The 19268-nt window shown below is 72.6% G+C and carries 13 protein-coding genes; 7 read left to right on the forward strand and 6 right to left on the reverse strand.

Going from position 1 to position 19268, the window contains the following annotated elements; translation table 11 throughout:
• Positions 1 to 68: 68 nt before the first annotated feature.
• The gene (locus tag J2S22_RS12190) at positions 69 to 851 is read left to right on the forward strand and encodes a type II toxin-antitoxin system HipA family toxin (RefSeq protein ID WP_307155830.1); all 783 of its coding nucleotides are present in this window, start codon (positions 69 to 71) and stop codon (positions 849 to 851) included.
• A 66-nt stretch (positions 852 to 917) separates the two neighbouring features.
• Here the strand turns inward: J2S22_RS12190 and J2S22_RS12195 are convergent, their stop codons facing one another.
• Positions 918 to 2141 (reverse strand): GNAT family N-acetyltransferase, encoded by a 1224-nt coding sequence (locus J2S22_RS12195; RefSeq protein WP_272780108.1) that lies wholly within the window; start codon positions 2139 to 2141, stop codon positions 918 to 920.
• Between the two features lie 298 nt (positions 2142 to 2439).
• On the opposite strand from J2S22_RS12195, the gene J2S22_RS12200 reads away from it, so the two are divergent.
• A complete protein-coding gene (locus J2S22_RS12200; protein ID WP_272780107.1) occupies positions 2440 to 3498 on the forward strand; it encodes a polysaccharide deacetylase family protein in 1059 nt (352 codons plus the stop codon).
• Positions 3499 to 3522: 24 nt separating this feature from the next.
• Here the strand turns inward: J2S22_RS12200 and J2S22_RS12205 are convergent, their stop codons facing one another.
• The gene (locus J2S22_RS12205) at positions 3523 to 3726 is read right to left on the reverse strand and encodes a DUF2842 domain-containing protein (RefSeq protein WP_272780106.1); all 204 of its coding nucleotides are present in this window, start codon (positions 3724 to 3726) and stop codon (positions 3523 to 3525) included.
• Between the two features lie 329 nt (positions 3727 to 4055).
• Here J2S22_RS12205 and J2S22_RS12210 point away from each other — a divergent pair, with 329 nt between their 5' ends.
• Positions 4056 to 5126 carry a COX15/CtaA family protein gene (locus J2S22_RS12210; protein WP_272780105.1) on the forward strand — a complete coding sequence of 357 codons (1071 nt, stop codon included), beginning with the start codon at positions 4056 to 4058 and terminating at the stop codon, positions 5124 to 5126.
• A 21-nt stretch (positions 5127 to 5147) separates the two neighbouring features.
• Here J2S22_RS12210 and J2S22_RS12215 read toward each other — a convergent pair whose 3' ends face one another.
• Entirely contained in the window at positions 5148 to 6719 is a 1572-nt protein-coding gene (locus J2S22_RS12215; protein WP_272780104.1) for an NADase-type glycan-binding domain-containing protein, read from the reverse strand.
• 256 nt (positions 6720 to 6975) lie between these two features.
• On the opposite strand from J2S22_RS12215, the gene J2S22_RS12220 reads away from it, so the two are divergent.
• Positions 6976 to 8904: a bifunctional diguanylate cyclase/phosphodiesterase gene (locus J2S22_RS12220; RefSeq protein ID WP_272780103.1), complete on the forward strand. Its 1929-nt coding sequence runs from the start codon at positions 6976 to 6978 to the stop codon at positions 8902 to 8904.
• Between the two features lie 19 nt (positions 8905 to 8923).
• On the opposite strand, the gene J2S22_RS12225 is transcribed toward J2S22_RS12220, so the two are convergent.
• A complete protein-coding gene (locus J2S22_RS12225) occupies positions 8924 to 11203 on the reverse strand; it encodes a tetratricopeptide repeat protein (RefSeq protein ID WP_272780102.1) in 2280 nt (759 codons plus the stop codon).
• Between the two features lie 191 nt (positions 11204 to 11394).
• Between J2S22_RS12225 and J2S22_RS12230 the strand changes: the two genes are divergently transcribed.
• Entirely contained in the window at positions 11395 to 11583 is a 189-nt protein-coding gene (locus J2S22_RS12230; RefSeq protein ID WP_272780101.1) for a type II toxin-antitoxin system HicA family toxin, read from the forward strand.
• Complete coding sequence (locus tag J2S22_RS12235; RefSeq protein WP_272780100.1) at positions 11583 to 12005, forward strand: type II toxin-antitoxin system HicB family antitoxin; 423 nt, start codon at positions 11583 to 11585, stop codon at positions 12003 to 12005. Before J2S22_RS12230 ends, J2S22_RS12235 begins: the two co-directional genes overlap by 1 nt.
• 151 nt (positions 12006 to 12156) lie before the next feature.
• Here J2S22_RS12235 and J2S22_RS12240 read toward each other — a convergent pair whose 3' ends face one another.
• Entirely contained in the window at positions 12157 to 13437 is a 1281-nt protein-coding gene (locus J2S22_RS12240; RefSeq protein ID WP_272780099.1) for an O-acetylhomoserine aminocarboxypropyltransferase, read from the reverse strand.
• 348 nt (positions 13438 to 13785) lie between these two features.
• Here J2S22_RS12240 and J2S22_RS12245 point away from each other — a divergent pair, with 348 nt between their 5' ends.
• Positions 13786 to 14298, forward strand: a complete 513-nt coding sequence (locus J2S22_RS12245; RefSeq protein ID WP_272780112.1) for a DUF2846 domain-containing protein — start codon at positions 13786 to 13788, stop codon at positions 14296 to 14298.
• Between the two features lie 81 nt (positions 14299 to 14379).
• On the opposite strand, the gene J2S22_RS12250 is transcribed toward J2S22_RS12245, so the two are convergent.
• Entirely contained in the window at positions 14380 to 19062 is a 4683-nt protein-coding gene (locus tag J2S22_RS12250; protein ID WP_272780098.1) for an autotransporter domain-containing protein, read from the reverse strand.
• Positions 19063 to 19268: the final 206 nt, after the last annotated feature.

The raw sequence follows: 19268 nt of genomic DNA on the forward strand, positions 1-19268 counted from the left end.
CTGACTCGCTCCGGGATCGGATTCGCCCGAAATTCCGCCGTCACCCGCGCGCAAATCCGCCTCGCGGCATGAAGTCGAGTTCTTGCCCTGCCTCGCTGCTCATCGCGCCGGGGTCGTCATTGGGCGGCGCCCGCCCGAAGGCGTCGGTGCGCGAGTCCGACGGCCATCTCGCGATCGCCAAGTTCGCGCATCGCGACGACAGCATCGACATCGTCCTGTGGGAAGCCGTGGCGCTCGGCCTCGCCGCGCGGGCCGGCGTGACCGTGCCGGGCTGGCGCGTCGTGCCCGTCGGCGACAAGGCCGCGCTCCTGCTCCGGCGGTTCGATCGGACAGCGGGCGGGCGCATCCCGTTCGTCTCCGCGATGAGCATGCTGGGCGCCGCCGACAACGAGCCGCACAGCTATCTCGAGATCGCCGAGGCGCTTCGCCGCAACGGCGCCGCGCCCAAGGCGGATCTCGTTCAGCTCTGGCGCCGGATCGTGCTCAATGTGCTGATCTCCAACACCGACGATCACCTTCGCAACCACGGCTTCCTCTACGAGGGGCCGAAGGGCTGGCGCTTGTCGCCCGCCTACGACATGAACCCGGTGCCCGTGGACATTCGTCCGCGCGTGCTCGCCACCTCCATCGATCCCGACGACCCGAGCGCCTCGCTTCAACTCGCCATGGACCATGCCGCGTATTTCGGGCTGAAGGCCGGGGAGGCGAGGACGATCGCCGCGGAGGTGGCCGCGGCGGTTCGTGAATGGCGGCAGGTCGCCGAGCGTATGGGGCTGGCGCAGGCGGCCATCGACCGGATGGCGTCCGCTTTCGATCACGACGACCTCCGTCTCGCGAAGGCCGGCGGATAGCCCGTGTGCATCCTCACGGGACGACGAAGCCCGTTCGTCCGCCGCGGCGCGCCGCGGGCGCGCTCCTCACCCGCCGCCCGCGGTGCCCCGGCGCAGGCGCTGGACCAGGGACATCACCAGCGGGCTTTCCTTGGCGCGGCGCCTGGCGGCGGCGGCGGACGACAGGGCGAGGGCGGCGGCGCGGCCGCGCCACGACACGCCGATCACGCTGTCGAACAGGTTCTCCGGCTCGCGGCAGAAGAAGCTCTTGTAGCCGGCGGCGCCGGGGCCGAGGTCGAAGCCGGCGAGGCCGCGCTCGGCGCAGTCGCGCAGGATGTGGGTGATCAGGATCAGGCCCGGGCTCCAGCGGCCGTTCTCGCTCGTCGTGTACGAGTTGAACATGCAGGAGAAGCGGTGGCCGTCGGCGACGCCGCCCATCACGGCGATCACCTCGTCGTCGCATTCGAGCGCGTGCAGGGCGACGGCGGGCCAGCCCTCGGCGAGGCCGGCCCGGCAGCTCTCGCGCAGGAAGGCGGCGACGCCCGGCGCGGCGAACACGTCGCGGATGCCCTGGGCGGCGAAATGCGCCGCCTTCTGGGCCAGGAAGGCGTCGAGCACCCGCTCGGCCTCGGCCTCGCTGGCGACCCGCCGGTAGCGGTAGCCGGCGAGCTTCTCCAGCTTGCGCTCCTTGGTGCGCAGCCGGCCGCGCATGTCGCGCGTCACCACCGCCTTCATGACGTCGTCGACGCCGCCGGTCGGGAAGGTCACGGCGGGCACGTCGTCGACCGAGGGCTGGTGCGGCAGCAGCGCGAACGGGTTGGCGAGGCCGCGCCAGCGCGGCGGCTGGCGGGTGAGGGCGAAGACGTCGATGCCGTGGCGCCGGCCGGTGCGCGAGAGCAGGTCGGACAGCGTCGCGGCCGTCATGGCGGCGGCGGCGTCGGGCCGCCACAGGCCGATGTTGAGCCCGGCATGGGCGCCGCCCGGGAAGCGGGCGACCGTGACGGCGCCGCGGGTCGCCACGAACGGCCACAGGAAGCAGGGCGCCCCGGCGCGGTCGCGGCCGATGGCGATCACCGGGCGGGCGCCCTCGCGGTCGCCGACATGGCGCTGCCAGGCGTCGATCCAGTCGGCGCGCTGGAACGCGGTGGCGACGGCGCCGCCGTCGGCGAGCGCCCGCCACGCCGGCAGGGCGGCGGCGATGCCGTCCGCGAAGGCGATCCCGGCCACCGGCCCGGCGGCGTCGCCGCACGGCTCGGCCAGGGCCGGCCCGGAGCCGGTCTCGTGGGCGGCGGACAGCGCGACGACGCTCATGCGGGACCCGTCCGGTTTTCTGGAACGTTGCTGCCGCGACCCTGGCAAAGAAAAATCAACAAAGCGTTGGTATAGCCGCAATGGGGGATCACGACGGTCGCACCTCTCGCCGGGGCGGGCGGCCGGTCGGCGCCCTCGGTGGTTTGATACCGCAGGACGGGCCTGCCGGCAGGAGGCCGGCCGGTCCGGCGGAGCGTCGTCGCTGGGTCGGTTCGCCGCACCCGCTTGGCGCCGCCCCGCACTCTCGCGCATCATGGTAACGCATGACGCGAAGCCTTGGCCTCGACGGACGCAGGACGTGCACCAGTTGAAGCGAGCCATCATACGGTCGGGTCTCGAGGCTCTGTACTTTTCCGGCGCGCATCGGCTGATGCGGCCGTTCCTCGGCGGCGTCGGCGCCATCCTGATGCTGCACCACGTGCGCCCGGCGCGGCCGGACGGCTTCCAGCCCAACCAGCTGCTGGAGATCACGCCGGACTTCCTGGAGCGCGTCGTCGCCCGGCTCGCCCGCATGAACGTCGACTTCGTCAGCCTCGACGAGGTGCACCGGCGGCTGACCGCGCGCGACTTCGGCCGCCGCTTCGTCGCCTTCACGTTCGACGACGGCTACCGCGACAACAAGGAGTTCGCCTATCCGATCCTCCGGCGGCACGGCATCCCGTTCTGCATCTACGTGCCGACCAGCTTTCCGGACCGGCTCGGCGAACTGTGGTGGGCCGCGCTCGAGGCGGTGATCGCGCAGAACGACGCCATCGTGCTCGAGATGGACGGCCGCGACTGCAAGGTCGACTGCGCCGGCACGGCGGCGAAGACCGGGGCGTTCCGGCTGCTCTACGCCTGGCTGCGGGCGATGCCGAGCGACGCGCAGATGCTCGACGCGGTGCGCGAGCTGACCACCCGCTACCGGGTCGACACCGCCGCGATCTGCGACTCCCTGTGCATGAGCTGGGACGAGATCCGCGCCATCGCGGCCGACCCGCTGGTCACCATCGGGGCCCACACGGTCAACCACGTGATGCTGGCCAAGGCCTGCGACACGGTCGCCCGCTCCGAGCTGAAGATGGGCTGCGCCGTGCTCGAGGCGGCGCTCGGCGTGATGCCGCGCCATCTCGCCTATCCGTACGGCGACCCGACCGCGGCGGGCCCGCGCGAGTTCGCCATCGCGGCCGAGCTCGGCTTCGCCACCGCGGTGACGACCCGGCCGGGCGTGCTGTTCCCCGAGCACGCCGAGACGCTGACGGCGCTGCCGCGCATCTCGATCAACGGCGAGTTCCAGCGCGGCCGCTATGTCGACGTGCTCGTCTCCGGCGCCGGCACGGCGCTGTGGAACGGCCTGCGCAAGCTGCGGGCGGCGTAGCGGGCGGCGTAGCCGCCGGCGGCCTCAGTCCGGCTTCGCCATGAAGGTGACGATCGGCAGCGCGAAGGGCAGCCAGCCGGCGCCGGCGATGGCGTAATAGGCCATCCTCACCCCCCAGCTGTCCGAGCCGAGAAAGAAGTACCCGGCGCCGACGGCGAAGAAGCCCCAGACCAGGAGCAGGGTGACGAGGCCGAACAGCCCGAGGATGCGGCGCGTGCGGCGTTTCATGGCGGTCCCTCGATCCATCGCGCGGGTCGCCGGTCGGTCGGACCGCGCCCCGGCCGCGAACCGTGTCGGCGCTCTCCGGCGCGCCCGGGCGCCGGCGGCGGGGAGCCCGACATTGGCCGCCCGCGACCGAGGGTCTATATGGTCGGTGCGGGCTCGCGCAAGCGGCCGTCCGGTTCGGACTCGCGTCATTCGCACCGACGTTCCGCCTCGGGGCGGTGAGCGGCCGCAGGCCGTCCCGGGACGAGGCGGGCGCGGTCACGGGCGCGGTCCGATCCGCCGGCCTGCCGTGGCGTGACCGTTGTGCCGTCTCCAACCCCCGGGATCCCGACGTGCCGTATCGCTCCTCTGCTGCGCTCCGTCTGTGGCTGTTCGCCGTCGCGGGGCTCGTGTTTCTCACCGTGATCGTCGGCGGGGCGACCCGGCTGACCGAGTCCGGCCTGTCGATCGTCGAGTGGAAGCCGGTCACCGGCGCGCTGCCGCCGCTCTCGGAGGCCGCGTGGCAGGCCGAGTTCGACAAGTACAAGACCATCCCGCAATACGAGATCCTCAACCGCGGCATGGGCCTGCACGACTTCAAGGTGATCTACTGGTGGGAGTGGGGCCACCGCAACGTCGCGCGGCTGACCGGCTTCGTCTTCCTGCTGCCGTTCCTCTGGTTCCTGTGGCGCGGCGCGCTGAGCCGCGGCCTCAAGCTCGGCCTCGCCGGCATCTTCGGGCTCGGCGCCGTGCAGGCCGGGGTGGGGTGGTGGATGGTGTCGTCCGGGCTCGCCGACCGCATCTTCGTCTCGCACTACCGGCTCGCCTTCCATCTGACGCTCGCCTGCGTGATCTTTTCCGCGCTGGTGTTCACCGCGGCCCGGCTGGGGGCCCGGCCCGGAGAGGCGGCGCCCTGGCGGCTGCGCGCCGGCGCGATCGTGCTGGTCGGCCTGGTGCTGGTGCAGATCTATTTCGGCGCGCTGGTCGCCGGCATGCGGGCCGGGCTCGTCCACAACACCTGGCCGCTGATCGACGGCGCGCTGATCCCGAGCGCCCGCGACCTGTTCTTCGCCGACCCGCTGTGGATCAACTTCTTCGAGAACACGCTGACCATCCAGTTCACCCACCGCATGGTCGGCTACACGCTGGCCCTGGTCGCGGTGCTGCATCTCGCCGACGCGCTGCTCTCGGCCGGAGCGCAGCGCGGCGTGCGGGCCGGCGCGCTGGCGCTCGCCGCCGCGATCGTCGTCCAGATCGCGATCGGCGTGATGACGCTGCTCGCCCGCGTGCCGCTCGACCTCGCGATCCTGCACCAGGGCACGGCGCTGGTCGTGCTGGGGCTCGCGACCCTGCACGCCGAACGCCTCACCCGTCCGGGAACCGCCACAGCCCCGGCGCCGGACCTGGTGCTGGCGGCGCGGTGAGGGTGGCGCGCGCGGAGCCTGCTACCGCGCCCGCTCCGACAGCACCGACAGCTTGGAGATCGCCGTGTCGGTGTAGCGGGTGCCGCGATAGGTGCGGTCGATGACGAACTGCACCCAGTGGGCCCGGACCGGGCGGTCGAGCGTCACGGTCTGCGGGCCGAGGCGGTCCTGCAGGGTCACGCTGCGCGTCTCGCCGCCGGAGAACACCAGCCGCAGGGTCTGCACGCGGCCGTTCTTGACGTAGAGGTCGGCGCTCTTCTCGTAGCCGTTGTTGACGACGAGGCCGCGCACCAGCCGCTCGGCGTCGAACGCCACCGTCACCCACTCGCCGGTGCCGTCGCCGCTCGCGCCTTCGACCCAGGCGGCGCCGGGATCGCCGGCGAACAGGTTGCGCACCTCGTAGCTGCTGCCGAACTGCGGGGCGAGCACCGAGCTGGCGCAGTAGAGGTCGGTGCCCGCCGGTGCCGTCAGGCTGGCGCAGCTCTCCCGCGGCGAGCGGGGGCGGGGCGGCACGCCGGCGCCGGGGTCGAGCGCCGTCACCTTGGTGCGGCCGTCGTCGGCCGGCCGGCCGGCGCGGCTCTCGATCTCGCGGATGCGCAGATGCGCCAGCGCCACGAAGGTGCCGTCGGGGAAGGCGGCGACGTAGCTCTTCAGCTGGGCGATGTCGCCGGTGTCCTTCACCGAGGTCCAGTAGGCGATGTCGGCGTCGCGGCCGCGCTCGGCGCCGGGCGACGGCGTCGCGGCCGGGCCGGGCGACGGGGGTGGCGGCGGCGCCACCACCGGCGTGGACGTGGCGACCGGGCCGGGACCGGCGGCGGGTGGCGTCGCCGCCGGCACCAGCACGACGTCGCCGATCAGCGAGGAGTGGTCCCACGGCACCTGGCGCGAGCGGGTCGCGGCGACGACGTCGGAGCGGATGCGCCGCATCGTCACCGCGATGTCGAGGCCCGGCGTCGGCAGGTGCTTGAGCAGCGCCGTCGTGAACGGGCTGTTGCGGCCGTCGCCGTCGAGCGCGACGTTGTCGGGCTGGGTGGCGTAGGCGATCATGGTGCCGACCGCGCTCTGGATCGAGGCGAGGCCGGTGCCGACCGAGGCGGAGCGGGTGCCGAGCGAGCGCGCCAGCGTGCGGGCCAGCGGATTGTCCCGGCAGGCGTCGAGGAAGACGAGGTTCACCCGCGCCTCGGCCTCCATCTGGCCGAGCACCTGGCCGACCTCGACGGTCTCGAAGGAGAGGTCGCCGGGGCGCTCCAGCTTGGCGTCGACCGGCACCAGATAGTTCTTGCCGGCGACCTGGAGGCCGTGCCCCGCATAGAAGAACAACGCCGTCGAGGCGCGGTCGAGCGCCCGGCCGAAGGCGCGGATCCGGTCCTCCAGGCCGTGCTTGTCGAGGTCGCGGCCCTCGATCACGGTGAAGCCGATCCGCCGCAGCGCCGCGGCGACGTCGGCGGCGTCGTTCGGCGGGTTGGGGAGCGGGGTGGCATGGCGATAGGCGCCGTTGCCGACCACCAGGGCGACGCGCTCCTGCGCCGAGGCATGGCAGGGCGGCAGCACGAGCATGGCGGCGGCGAGGAGCGCGAGGAGCAGGAATCGCATGGGCACCCCCGGACGAGAAGCCGGGGCAGAATAGAGCATGAAGCGCGAAAGGGGATCCCGGTTCGCGCCCGGCCCGGGCGCGCGCCGGACGGCCGCCGCGGTTTCCCTCCGGAGACCGGAAAAGCTCGAAAGTGCTGGCGAAAATGCGTTAAACTTGCTCGTGTTCTCGCGACGTTTCGATAAGGGAAGCGAAATCATCGGCGCCTAGAACACCGCGATGATGTCGTGGAATTCCCTGTCTGCGCGGATTCGTTCGGTGTTGTCCCGTCCGGCGCTGCGCTGCCTGCTCCAGCCGGCGACCGCGCTCGGGGTCTTGACCATCGCCCTGCTGTGGCTCGGCATCGGCTACCAGCTCGCGCTCGAGCGCGACAAGCTGCAGGCCGTCGCGGTGCAGACCACCCGCAATCTCGCCCGCGTGGTGGAGGAGCACGTGGTGCGGGCGTTCACCGGGTCGGACCAGATCCTGCGGCTCGCCCGCGCCGAGATCCTGCGAAACCCCGACACGTTCGATCTCGTCGCCTTCGCCCGCGAGGCGGTGCCGCCCGGCGGCGTGGCGGTGCAGCTCTCGGTGATCGGTGCCGACGGCCGGCTGCGGATGAACAGCCGCGCCTCACCGGCGGCGCCGGTCGACCTCTCCGACCGCCGTCACTTCCAGATCCACCGCGATCGGGCCGGCGATGCGCTCGACATCAGCCCGCCGGTGTTCGGGCGGGTCTCGGGCCGCTGGACGCTACAGCTGTCGCGGCCGCTGCGCGGTCCCGACGGCGCCTTCCTGGGGGTCGTCGTCGCCTCGCTGGACGCCGACTACTTCTCGCAGTTCTACGCCTCGATCGACGTCGGCAAGGGCGGCTCGATCATCCTGGTCGGCACCGACGGGGTGGTGCGGGCCGGCGCCGGGGCGGCCGCCCCGCTGATCGGCCGCAAGGGCGACCGGCCGTGGCCGACGATCGAGAACATCGGCCGGGTGCCGGTCGGCAGCGTGGTCGGGCCGAGCCTGATCGACGGGGTCGTCCGTTTCATCTCGTTCCGCCGCGTCGAGGGCCTGCCGCTGGTCGTCTACGCCTCGATCTCGGCGGCCGACGCGCTCGCCGACAACGCCCGGTACGTCAAGGTCTACTCGGCGCTCGCCGCGATGCTGACCCTGGTGGTGCTGGCGGCGGTCGCCTTCGCGGTGCGCCAGCGCATGGCGCTCGAGCGCACCGCCGCGGCCCTGCACGCCAGCGAGGCGGTGGCGCGGCGCACCTCGCAGGAGCTCGCCGCCACGCTCGACAACATCTCGCAGGGCATCGTCATGGTCGACCCGGCCGGCCGCCTCGCGGTGGTCAACCGGCGTGCCGCCGACCTGCTCGGCGTGCCGGAGGAGACGCTGGCGGGCCGCCCGCCCTTCGCCGACGTGGTCGCCGAGATGGCGCGCCGCGGCGAGCTCGGCTCGGCGCGCGAGTGCAGCCACCGGCTGGTGAGCGGCAGCGCCGCCGAGGTATCGGACGCCGGACCGGTGGTGTTCGAGCGCACCCGGCCGAACGGCCAGACCATCGAGGTGTCCTGCGTGCCGATGCCGGACGGCGGCATGGTGCGGACCTACACGGACGTCACCGAGCGGCGCGCCAGCGAGCGGCGCATAGCCTACATGGCGCTGCACGATCCGCTCACCGGCCTCGCCAACCGCACCCTGTTCCGCACCCGCCTGGAGGAGGGGGTCCGCGCCCTGCGCGAGCGCGGCGCGCCGTTCGCCGTGGTCAGCATCGACCTCGACCGGTTCAAGGAGGTCAACGACGCGTTCGGCCATCCGGCCGGCGACGCGCTGCTGCAGCGGGTGGCGCACCGGCTGCGGCGCTGCCTGCGCGACGGCGACCTGGCGGCCCGCCTCGGCGGCGACGAGCTCGCCGTGCTGGCGGTGCGCGACGGCCACGCCGACGGCCGCGAGTCGCTCGCTGCCATGATCCTGGAGGCGCTCACCGCGCCGTACCGGATCGACGGGCAGGTCGTGGAGATCGGCGCCAGCCTCGGCCTCGCGCTGGCGCCCGAGGACGGCGACGGCATGGAGGCGCTGCTGCGCGCCGCCGACCAGGCCATGTACCGGGTGAAGGGCCACGGCCGCAACGGCGTCTGCTGGGCCGGCCGTGCTCCGCGCTTCGCCGGCCCGTCGCGCCGGGAGCCGGGCGCGACCTGTACCGACGCGGCGTGAGGCCGTCCGCTCGCCGCGCTCAGGCTGCGGCCGCGCCGGCACGGTCCGCCAGTGCCGCCCGCACCGCGGCGAGAACCTCGCTCCAGTCGCCCGGCCGGTGCTGCCGGACGAGCCGCAGGCTCGGATACCACGGGCTGTCGGCGCGGTGGCGGAACCAGCGCCAGTCGGCGGCGAACGGCAGCATCACCAGGGTCGGCCGTGCGAGCGCGCCGGCGAGATGCGCGGTCGAGTTGTCGATCGTCACCACGAGGTCCATGGCGGCGACCTGGGCCGCGAAGCCGTCGAGATCGGCGCGCTGGTCGAGGTCGCGGTCGACGACCGCGAGCCCGCCCGTCTCGGCCTCGAGGGTCGCCGGATCGCCGTACTGGAGCGAGACGAAGCGGACGTCCGGCGTATCGAGGAGGCTCCGCAGCTGCGCCGGGTCGAGCGACCGCTGCCGACCGGTGCGCTGGTTCGAGGTCCGCCACGCGATGCCGACCAGCGGCCGGCCGTCGCCGTAGCGCCGCCGCAGCGTCTCGCGGGCCGCCGGATCCGCCGTCAGGAACCCGGCCGGCAGCCACGGGCCCGGCCGGCGGTCGGGCCGCAGCAGGCCGGGCAGGTCGCCGCACGGCACCAGGGCGACCAGGTCGTCCGGCACCTGCGTCACCCCGGTCCGCGGCAGCAGCGCGACGTCCGCGAAGGAGCGCGCGAACAGCGGGATCAGCCGGCGGTCGCATTGCAGGGCGCAGCGGATGCCGCCGTCGCGCAGCCGCGGCACCAGCCCGGCGAACATGATCTCGTCGCCGATGCCCTGCTCGCCGAGCACCAGCACGCGGCCCGGCGTCGGCCCGCCGTCCCAGGCCGGCAGCTTGTGGTCGCTCGGCGTCCAGCCGAGGCCGGTGGTCTGCCAGCGCGACCGGTAGCCGGACCAGCCGGCGTCGAGGTCGCCGAGGCTGATTCGGATGAGGGCGAGGTTCAGCCGGGTCGCCGGATCGTCGGGATCGAGCGCCAGCGCCTCCTCCAGCACGGCGAGGCTCGCCGGGTCGTCGCCCGTCGCCTGCAGCGTGACGGCGAGATTGGCGCGGGCCGTGGCCGAGGCCGGGGCGAGCGCGACGGCGCGGCGGTGGACGGTCAGCGCCTCGTCGAGCGCGCCGAGGTCCTTCAGGGCGCTGCCGAGATGGCCGAGCGCCGGGACGTGGCCGGGATCCACGGCGAGCGCCGCGCGGGCCGCCGCCACGGCCTCCTCGAAGCGGCCGAGCCGGCACAGGATCGCGGCCTGGAGGGTGCGGACGGTGACGTGGCCGGGGCGCAGCGCGACGGCGCGCTCGACCTCGGCGAGGGCGTCGGCGGCACGGCCGCGGGCGTCGAGCAGCCGGGCCCGGTCGTAGGCGGCATCGACATCGGCGGGGGCCGCGGCGACCGCCCGGTCGTAGGCGGCGAGCGCCTCGTCGGCGCGGCCGAGATCGGCGAGGGCGTTGCCGAGATTGACCAGCGCCGGGCCGTGCCCGGGCTGCCGCTCGAGGGCCGCCCGGGCCGCCGCGGCGGCCTCCTCGAAGCGGCCCGTGGCGTGCAGGAGGGCGCTGCGCAGGGTGAGGGCCGGCACGTGCCGCGGATCGGCCGCGAGGGCGCGGTCGACGCCGGCGAGGGCGTCGTCGGAGCGGCCGAGGCCGGCCAGCAGCCGGGCCCGGTTGAACTGGTCGTCGGCGCTCCGGGCACCCGCGGCGACGGCGCGGTCGAAGGCCGAAAGCGCCTGTTCGGGATCCGTCTCGGCGAGCGCGGCGGCGAGCAGCGCCCAGGCGCGGCCGTGGTTCGGGGCGCGCGCCACGGCGGCCCGGAAGGCGGCGACGGCCTCGTCGCGCCGGCCGAGGGCGGCGAGCGTGAGGCCGAGATCGGCCAGCAGGTCGGCGCCCCCGGCGCCGGCGGCGAGCGCCGCCCGGTAGGCCTCGACCGCCTCGGCGAGGTGCCCGGCGCGGGCCAGCGCCACCGCCTGCTTGGCCCGCAGCCGGCCGTCGCCGGGGCGCAGGCGCGCCGCCCGGTCGAAGGTCGCGGCCGCCGCGGCGTCGCGGCTCAGCGCCGTCTGGGCGTCGCCCTGCACCTCGAGGGCCTGCAGGTTGTCGGGCTTCACCGACAGCACCCGGGACGTCAGGGCGAGGCCGTCCTCGATCCGCCCGGTCCGGCAGCACAGCACGGCGAGCAGGTTCAGCGCGTCGACGTGCTTCGGCTGCCGGCCGACGACGCGCCGGCACAGCGTTTCCGCCTGCGCGAGCCGCCCGGCCGAATAGTGCCCGACCGCGGCGCGCAGATCCGTCTCGATGCTCATCCCGTCCGATCCCCCGATGGTCCCGATGGTTTGAACGGCCGGGGAGGTGGGTTCGGGCCGAAGAGAAGCGTCGATGCGCCGCGAAGCAGAGCAGCGCGTTCGGCACTTGTGTCGTCAGGTGGCTTGCAACCGAACGGGGTTGTTTCTACAGTTCTGTAGACTTCAACAGTTGTGTCGAGTGCGCTACCGTCGTGAACGCACAGGAGCTCAAGAAGTGGCTGGCGGCCCAAGGCTGCACCTTCGAGACCAAGAAAGGCGGCTCCGGTCACATCATCGTCAGGCGCGGTGACCGGAAATCCGAGCTCCCGATGCACGGCGGCCGCAAGGAGCTCGGCACGGGCCTCGTGAACGCCATCAAGAAACAGCTCGGGCTGAAGTGATGCTCGCCTACCGGATCGAACTGACTCCCGACGACAACGGTACGGTTCTCGTCTCGTGTCCGCAGCTTCCGATCGTCGCGACCTTCGGCGACACCGAGGAGGAGGCGCGTCGCCACGCCGTCGACGCGATCGAGACGGCGCTCGCCAGCATGATCGGAGACAACGAGAACATCCCGGCGCCCGACGACGCGACCGGGCCGACGGTACGGCTGCCGATGATGACCTCGCTCAAGGTGCATCTGTACTGGGCCCTGAGGGCCGCCGGCATCACCCGGGCCGAGCTGGCGCGGCGGCTCGGCTGGAACCGCGAGTCGGTCGACCGGCTGTTCCGGCTTGATCACCGCTCCCGGCTCGAGCAGATCGAGGCCGCGTTCGCGGCGCTCGGCGTCGAGATCGACATCGCCGTGCACCGGGCGGCGTGACGGGCGACGAGGACTTCGGATCGCCCGGCCTCGTCCTGGCCGCGCTCGTCGCCGCCATCCACGACCTCGATCATTGCGACGTAAGGGCGTGGATGGCCGGGACGAGCCGGGCCAGGACGTGTTCAGTCCAGACCTCTCGACGAAACGCGGCTCACTCCGCCAGGGCCTGCTCCAGGTCGGCGATGATGTCGGCCTTGTCCTCGATGCCGATGGAGAGGCGGACCACGTCGGGGCCGGCGCCGGCCTGCACCTTCTGGGCGTCGGAGAGCTGGCGGTGGGTGGTCGAGGCCGGGTGGATGATCAGCGAGCGGGTGTCGCCGATGTTGGCGAGATGCGAGAACAGCTTCACGTTCGAGACGAGCTTCACGCCCTCGTCGTAGCCGCCCTTCAGGCCGAACGTGAACACGGCGCCGGCGCCCTTCGGCACGTATTTCTGGGCGAGGTTGTGATAGCGGTCGCCCGGCAGGCCCGGATAGCTGACCCAGGCGACGCGCGGATGGTTCGACAGCCATTCGGCGACGGCGAGCGCGTTGTCGCAGTGGCGCTGCATGCGCAGCGGCAGCGTCTCGATCCCGGTGAGGATCAGGAAGGCGTTGAACGGGGAGAGCGCCGGCCCGAGGTCGCGCAGGCCCAGCACCCGGCAGGCGATGGCGAAGGCGAAGTTGCCGAAGGTCTCATGCAGGACGATGCCGTTGTACTCGGGGCGCGGCTCGCACAGCATCGGGTAGCGGCGCTCGCGCGACCAGTTGAAGCTGCCGCCGTCGACGATGATGCCGCCGATCGAGTTGCCGTGGCCGCCGAGGAACTTGGTCAGCGAGTGCACGACCACGTCGGCGCCGTGCTCGATCGGCCGGCACAGATAGGGCGTCGCCAGCGTGTTGTCGACGATCAGCGGCACGCCGGCCCGGCGCGCGATCTGGGCGATCGCCGCGATGTCGGTGATCACGCCGCCCGGATTGGCGATCGACTCGATGAAGATCGCCTTGGTCTTCGGCGTCACGGCGCGCTCGAAGCTCGCGAGGTCGTCCGGGTCGGCCCACACCACGTTCCAGCCGAAGCTCTTGAACGAGTGGTTGAACTGGTTGATCGAGCCGCCGTAGAGCTTCTTCGAGGCGACGAACTCGTCGCCGGGGGTGAGCAGCGCGTGCATCACCAGCACCTGCGCGGCGTGACCGGAGGCGACCGCGAGCGCCGCGGTGCCGCCCTCGAGCGCGGCGACGCGCTCCTCCAGCACGGCGTTGGTCGGGTTGGTGATGCGCGTGTAGATGTTGCCGAAGGCCTGCAGCCCGAACAGCGAGGCGGCGTGGTCGACGCTGTCGAACACGTAGGACGTGGTCTGGTAGATCGGCGTGGCGCGCGCGCCCGTGGTCGGATCGGGCTGGGCGCCGGCATGGATGGCGAGCGTGGAAAAGCCGGGCTGGCGGTCGGTCATGATGGCTCCGTGGGGCCAGGGGGGCGGAAATCGACGGGTCCCGGTGTAGCCCACCGTCGGGGGGCGTCAAGGCGCGCGGGTGAAACGCGACGATCGGCACGTCGGGGCGGCGCGACGCAAAACGATCTTCTCCGTGCGGCCCTCGCGGACGTCGTTTCTCCTCCCGACGTGTGCCGCACCGCCGAGGCGCCGGGTGCGGCGCACCGCTGCGCCGCATGTCCGGCGCTGACACGACCGGGCCGATCTTTCACCGGATTGTCACGCGACCTTTATAGAGCTAGTAAAAAAGTTATAGAGTCTCGAGCTTTTCGAGAATGCCCCATGCGATGCTTTTTTCGTTTGACGATCGTGGCCTTTCTCTGCGGTGCGCTCGCCGCCTGCGCGACGTTCGGCACCGAGACGACCGCGCTCGAGCCGCAGAACCGATCGCTGTCCGCCGGGAAGGGCCGCATCTACGTCCTCCGTCAGCGCATGTGGGCCGGGACGATCGTGTTGATTCCGGTGCGCGTCGACGGGACCGAGATCGGCCAAGTCGCCAGCGGATCGCATCTCGCAGCCGATCGTCCGCCGGGACGGCACATGCTCTCCGTCGGAAACGAGTCCTGGCCGGTAACGCACGAGGTGGAGGTGGTCGCCGGCAAGACCTACTACTTCGTCATCAACTCGAAGCCGGTCGTCACGACGTATGGCGCGGTGCCGATCGTGATCCCGATGCCGTCGCCAGGTAAACCGGTCGGAAAGAAAAACATCTGGTCAGGCCTGTATTTGGCCGAGCTGGAGCCGAGCGCCGGAGAGGAAATGCTCGCGGGGCTGAAGGCCGGCGCCCGGCCGCCGCCCGAGGCCGTTCCTGACCGCAACTAAGTCGAGGGCCCAATTTGCCGAGATGTTCCTCGCCATCTGGTGACGCGGAGCGTCACATCCGGACTCCGTCACATCCCGACCTCACCAGGTGACGCGCAGCGTTCCGGTTCCGGCGAGGGTGCGGCTGGTGTCGCCGAACGCGCCGTCGACCTTGGCGATGACGGCGACGCCACCGGCGAGGCGCCATTCGGCGGCGGCCGAGACGAGGGCGAGGTCGGCGTCGGCCGTGGCGCCGGTGACGACGAAGCTCGCGCCCGGCAACGTCTGGAAGGTCGGCGTCAGGCGGCGGTCGGTCTGGAAGTCGTGCGCCCAGGCGGCGCGGCCGCGCAGGATCAGCTCGCCCCAGCCGGTGAGGAAGCGGGTGTCGGCCCAGGCGCCGATCTCGCTGCGGGGCGCCGTGACGGTCTCCTCCGCGTAGGCGAGCGCGAAGGTGCCGGGCCCGAAGGTCGCGGTCTCGGCGAAGCCCGGCATCCGGAACGCCTGCACCTGTCCGGCCGCGTAGGGGGTGAGGCCGAGCGTCGGGCCGCCGAAGCGCCAGCCGGTCTCCAGCCGGGCGGCGAGCACCTGCGGATGGAGGCGGCCCTCCAGCGTCTCCGGGCCGACCGCCGTGATGCTGCGGGTCGTGGTGGCGTCGTGCCAGGCATAGGCGAGCGCCGCCGAGACGAAGCCGGGGCCGAAGCGATGCGAGCCGTAGAGGCCAGCCTGGAAGACGTCGGAGGCGCCGCTCCCGAGGCCGCCCGTGGACCACTTGGTCTGGCCACCGGCGAGCGCGAAGCCGAGCAGCGTCTCGGCGGACAGGCGATAATCGGCGCCGGCCGCGACGCCCCAGACGCGGCTGTCGAGATCGTGGCTGCCGACCGCGGCGTCGCCGTCGATCGTGGCGCGGCCGCCGAAGGCGGAGGCCCAGACGGTCCAGCGCGGGGCTGCGAGCGCCGCCGGCGGGGCCTTGGTGTAGACCCCCGGCATCGCGGCGGCGTAGGCGCGGGCCGCCTGGGCGGGCAGGGCAGAGGTGTCGCCCGCGAAGGCGAGCGCCGGTCCGCCCGGGACCGCGCCGTCGGCGGCGCCGCGGCCGGCCACGAACGGGTCGAGCATCAGGCCGAGGAACGAGCCGGTCGCCTGCAGGCCGGCCTGGATGGCGCCGGTCGCCGGCTCGCCGGAGAGCTGGGACAGCGCAGCGCCCAGCGGCGCCCCGGTCAGGCCATAGAGCGGCAGGAAGGCGGCCGGCAGGGCGGCGCCGGCGTTGAAGGCGTTGTTCAGCCCGGTCGCGACGGCCTGCTGGTTGCCGTTCAGGTCCTGGCCGAGCCCGAGCGTCGCCGAGAGAGTCAGCAGCACGTCGGTCGTGGTGTAGCTCAGGCTGGAGACGAAGCCGGCCGGCAGGTCGGTGGTCGCGAGGCCGGCGAAGGTGGTGCCGCCGAGCCCGCCGGCGGCGGACAGGATCACGTAGTTGCGGGTGACGTAGGTGCCGGCCTGGAACAGCGCCGACACGGTGCCGGCGAGCGTCGCCGTGCCCGTGACATTGGTGAGGTCGGCCGACGCCGGCGAGACGTCGACCCGGTAGGTGCTGCCGGCGGCGAAGCTCAGATCGCCGGCGACCGCGAGCGTGCCGATGCCGGTTCCGGTGCCGGGCGACAGCGTTCCGGACACGGTGGCGCTCGGCAGCGTGCCGCTGCCGCCGACCAGCGCGCCGGCATCGACGGTCAGGCTGCTCGACGGGGCGATCGAGCCGTCGACGATCAGCGCCCCGGCCGAGACGGTCGTCGCGCCCACATAGGTGTTGGTGCCCGACAGCGTCAGCGTGCCGGTGCCGATCTTGGTGAGGCCGCCGGCGAGGCCGCCGCTGCCCAGCTGACTGCCGAGGTTCTGGATCACGCCGGAGAACGTCGTGGAGAGATCGTTGGCGCCGACCGTGAGGATCTTGCCGCCGACCGCCACCACACCGGCGCCTTCGAGCGAGCCGATGGTCACGCCGGCCGCCGCGGCGGTGATGTCCAAGAGGCCGCCGGCGTTGACGATCTGCCGCGACGTGCCGCCGCTGGCGCTCCCGCCGAAGATCGTGCCGGCGCCGTCCAGCACGCCGCCGGGCGCGCCCGAATTGGTCGTGATGGTGGCGTCGCCGGCGGTCGAATTCCCGCGGAATTGCAGAAGGCCGCTGCCGTTGTTGGTGATCTGGGCAGAGGCGGCGGTCGCCGTATCGGTGAAGTCGACGATTCCGGTGTTGGTGATGGTGGCCGTGCCGGCGCTGCCGGCAAACTGGAACGCGGTGTTGCCGCTGTTGAGGATCGTCGCGCTGCCGGCGGTCGCGGTGGTCCCCGAGGCGCCGACCACGAGGCCGGCGCCCGAGCTGATGGTGATCGTGCCGGTCCCGAGCGAGCCGTTGACGAGGGCGAGACCGGCCCCGCTGGCCACCGTCGCGTCGCCCGGCAACGTGACGGAATGGGTGGCGTCGCCCAGCACCAGCTCTCCGCTCGATACGGTGGTGAGGCCGGTGTAGGTGAGCGCGCCGGTGAGCGTGGTGGTGCCGGTGCCGAGCTGCTGCAAGGTGCCGCTGCCGCTGATCGCATTGGCGACGGAGAGGTCGCCGGAGGCGTTGAAGACCAGTGCGGCGTCGTCGACGACGGCGCCGGTCCCCAGCGTGCCGCCGGTCCCGACCTCCAGCGTGCCGGCGCTGATCACGGTGCCGCCCGAATAGGTGTTGGCGCCCGACAGCACCAGCGTGCCGTCGCCGATCTTCTCGACGACGCCGGGCGTGCCACCGTCGGAGATCACGCCCGAGATGGTCTGGGTGGTGCCGGTCGGGGTGTCGAAGATTGGATCGCCGTTGATGACGAAATTGTTGGCGATCGTGTAGTTGCCCGTGTTGGCGAAGGCCAGCGTGGTGCCTTCCGCCATCGTCACGGTGCCGGTGCCGAATGCGGAATTGTTGGCGACCGTGACGGTGCCGGCGCTGATCGTCGTGCCTTGGTCGTAGGTGTTGGTGCCGGAGAGGGTGAGGTTGCCGGCGCCGCGCTTGGTGAGCGAGCCCAAGGACGACGTCAGATTACTGGCCCAGGTGACGTTCTGACCGTTGGTGTCGACGGAGTAAAATTGACCGTCATTGGTGGCGAAGCGCGACGAGTAGTCGGTCTGGTTGGCGGCGCTGTATTGCAGCGTGCCTCCGAAGAAGAAGAAGATGGTCCCCGTCGTGCCGATCGCGCCGGCGCTGCCGAGGTTGAGCGTGCCGCTGAGACTGGTCGCTCCGGTGTAGGTGTTGTTGCCGGTCAGCGTCAGGGTTCCCGTACCCCCTGCACCAACCGCGCCCTGCCCGCTGATATTGCCCGAAAACGTGTAATCGTCGGATCGGCTGAAATTGAGGTTCGTGGCCGTGCCCAGGACGACGTCGCCGAGAATGGATCCCGAGGTGCCGCCGTTGCCGATGTTCAGATTGCCCTGCGTCACCGTGGTGCCGCCCGTGTAGGTGCTGGCGCCGGTGAGGGTCAGCGTTCCGAAGCCGGACTTGGTCAAGGCGGCGCCGGCGACGTTTTCGCCGATGCCCTGCGCGATCGTCGTCGCCCCGTTGGTCTCGATGGTGCCGCCGCCCGTGCCCAGCGTGACGGTGCGGTTCGATGCCAGATCGAGGCTCGAGGCGAGCTGCAGCGTTCCGCCGGCCAGGATCAGCCCGCCCGTGGCGCCGAGATTGGCGTCGGAAGAGATGTTGAGCGTGCCGCCCGAGACCGTCGTTCCGCCCGAATAGGTGTTGGTGCCCGAGAGCACCAGCGTGCCGGTGCCGGTCTTGGTCAGCCCGCCGTCGCCCGACAGGATCCCGCCGAGGGTCAGCGTGCCGGTCGTGTCGACCGTGCCGCCGCCCGTGCCGAGGGTCACGCCGCGTGCCGACGTCATCGACGCGGTCGTCTGCAGCGTGCCGCCGTCCAGGGTCAGCGTGCCGGCGGCGGCGCCGAGATTGGCGTCGGACGAGATCGACAGCGTGCCCTGGTCGATCTGCCAGGAGGTCGTCGCCGAAGTCGAGCCGGTCAGGGTCCAGGTGCTGCTGCCGGTCTTCTGGTAGCTCGTGAAGCCCTGGAAGCCGTTCGAGGCGGCGCCGATGGCGGAGACGTCGAACGTGCTGTTCGTCGTGCCGCCGAGCTGCAACGTGCCGGTGCCGCCCGCCACCACGACATTGCCCGTGGTCGTCCCGCCGGCCTGGAGCTGATAGGTGTTGGTGCCGCCCGTGAAGGTGATGGCATTGGCGCGGACGCCGTCGCCCGACAGCCCGCCGGAGATGCTGCCGCTGTTGACGATGGTGAGATCGGCACCGACCACGCCGGCGCCGCCGGCGCCCGCGGCGCCTTCCAGCCCCGGGGCACCGGCACCGCCTGTGCCGCCGGCGCCGCCCGTGATGGTGCCGCTGTTGGTGAGCAGGATGCCGGAGGCCGAGACGCCGACCCCGCCGGCGCCGCCGGAGCCGCCCGCGGCCGGCGGCGGGAACCCGAAATTGACGCTGTCGCCGCCGTTGCCACCGGCGCCGCCGCTGATGGTGGCGGTGTTGCTGAAGCTGGTTGCGGAGCCGTGGATCAGGAGGCCGAGGCCGCCACTGCCGCCTCCGCCGCCGTTACTCCCGGTGCCGCCCGCGCCGCCATTGCCGCCGGTGACGTCGACCCCCAGCGTGCCCAGGGCGCCGGCGCCGGTGATCACCGCGCCGTAGCCGCCGGCGCCGCCACCGCCACCGTCATAACTGCCGGAATTGCCGCCGCCGCCGCCGCTGCCGCCCTGCACCGCCAGCGTCGGCAACACCGCATCGACGAACCCATGCGCGCCGCCGCCGCCGCCGCCGCCGCCGCCGCTGCTGCCGCCGCCGTTTCCGCCGTTTGCGCCGGCGGAAGCACCGCCGGCACCTCCGGCGCCGCCTCCGCTTCCACCCGCTCCGCCCGTGACGCCGGCACCGCCGCCGCCACCGCCCACGTAAATGTCGTCGCCGTCGCCCGCTCCGACTCCGC

It is taken from the genome of Rhodoplanes tepidamans (assembly GCF_030813915.1).
Lineage (GTDB): Bacteria > Pseudomonadota > Alphaproteobacteria > Rhizobiales > Xanthobacteraceae > Rhodoplanes > Rhodoplanes tepidamans.

Excerpts from the sequence above, each read along its gene's own strand:
- J2S22_RS12190 (WP_307155830.1), top strand. The coding sequence starts at position 69 with ATGAAGTCGAGTTCTTGCCCTGCCTCGCTGCTCATCGCGCCGGGGTCG.
- J2S22_RS12195 (WP_272780108.1), bottom strand. The coding sequence starts at position 2,141 with ATGAGCGTCGTCGCGCTGTCCGCCGCCCACGAGACCGGCTCCGGGCCG.
- J2S22_RS12205 (WP_272780106.1), bottom strand. The coding sequence starts at position 3,726 with ATGAAACGCCGCACGCGCCGCATCCTCGGGCTGTTCGGCCTCGTCACC.
- J2S22_RS12215 (WP_272780104.1), bottom strand. The coding sequence starts at position 6,719 with ATGCGATTCCTGCTCCTCGCGCTCCTCGCCGCCGCCATGCTCGTGCTG.
- J2S22_RS12225 (WP_272780102.1), bottom strand. The coding sequence starts at position 11,203 with ATGAGCATCGAGACGGATCTGCGCGCCGCGGTCGGGCACTATTCGGCC.
- J2S22_RS12235 (WP_272780100.1), top strand. The coding sequence starts at position 11,583 with ATGCTCGCCTACCGGATCGAACTGACTCCCGACGACAACGGTACGGTT.
- J2S22_RS12240 (WP_272780099.1), bottom strand. The coding sequence starts at position 13,437 with ATGACCGACCGCCAGCCCGGCTTTTCCACGCTCGCCATCCATGCCGGC.